This window comes from Escherichia sp. AM3, assembly GCF_032029835.1.
In the GTDB taxonomy this organism is placed as follows: domain Bacteria; phylum Pseudomonadota; class Gammaproteobacteria; order Enterobacterales; family Enterobacteriaceae; genus Escherichia; species Escherichia coli.
In genome coordinates this window covers 1-307 of the sequence record NZ_JAVUPQ010000806.1, presented here as the reverse complement: position 1 = coordinate 307, position 307 = coordinate 1, and the positions used below count along the sequence as shown (strand labels likewise).

Sequence of the window (307 nt, the reverse complement as noted above, 5' to 3'; positions counted from 1 at the left end):
ATGCGAGAAGAGGGGCTACCTCGTCTGCAACAATCGTCTCTGCCAATGGTGCTTATTGACCGAAAAATCCCGGAATTTGCCTGCGATGTGGTCGGGCTGGATAACACCCAGGCGGCTACCACCGCCACTGAGCACCTGATTGAACAGGGCTTCGAAGCCATTTTATTCCTGAGCGAACCGCTGGGCATGGTTAACACCCGCCGCGACCGCCTGGCGGCATTTCGTGCCACGCTGGCGCGATATCCCGGCGTGATCGCCGAGAATGCCGAAATCCCCCTGCATGAAGCCGGGCAGCTGGATAATACCC

At 58.6% G+C, this 307-nt stretch carries 1 pseudogene; it reads left to right on the top strand.

Annotation, left to right across the window (positions count from 1 at the left end):
• A pseudogene (locus RTW80_RS28475) lies at window positions 1–307 on the top strand (LacI family transcriptional regulator); the annotation flags it as partial.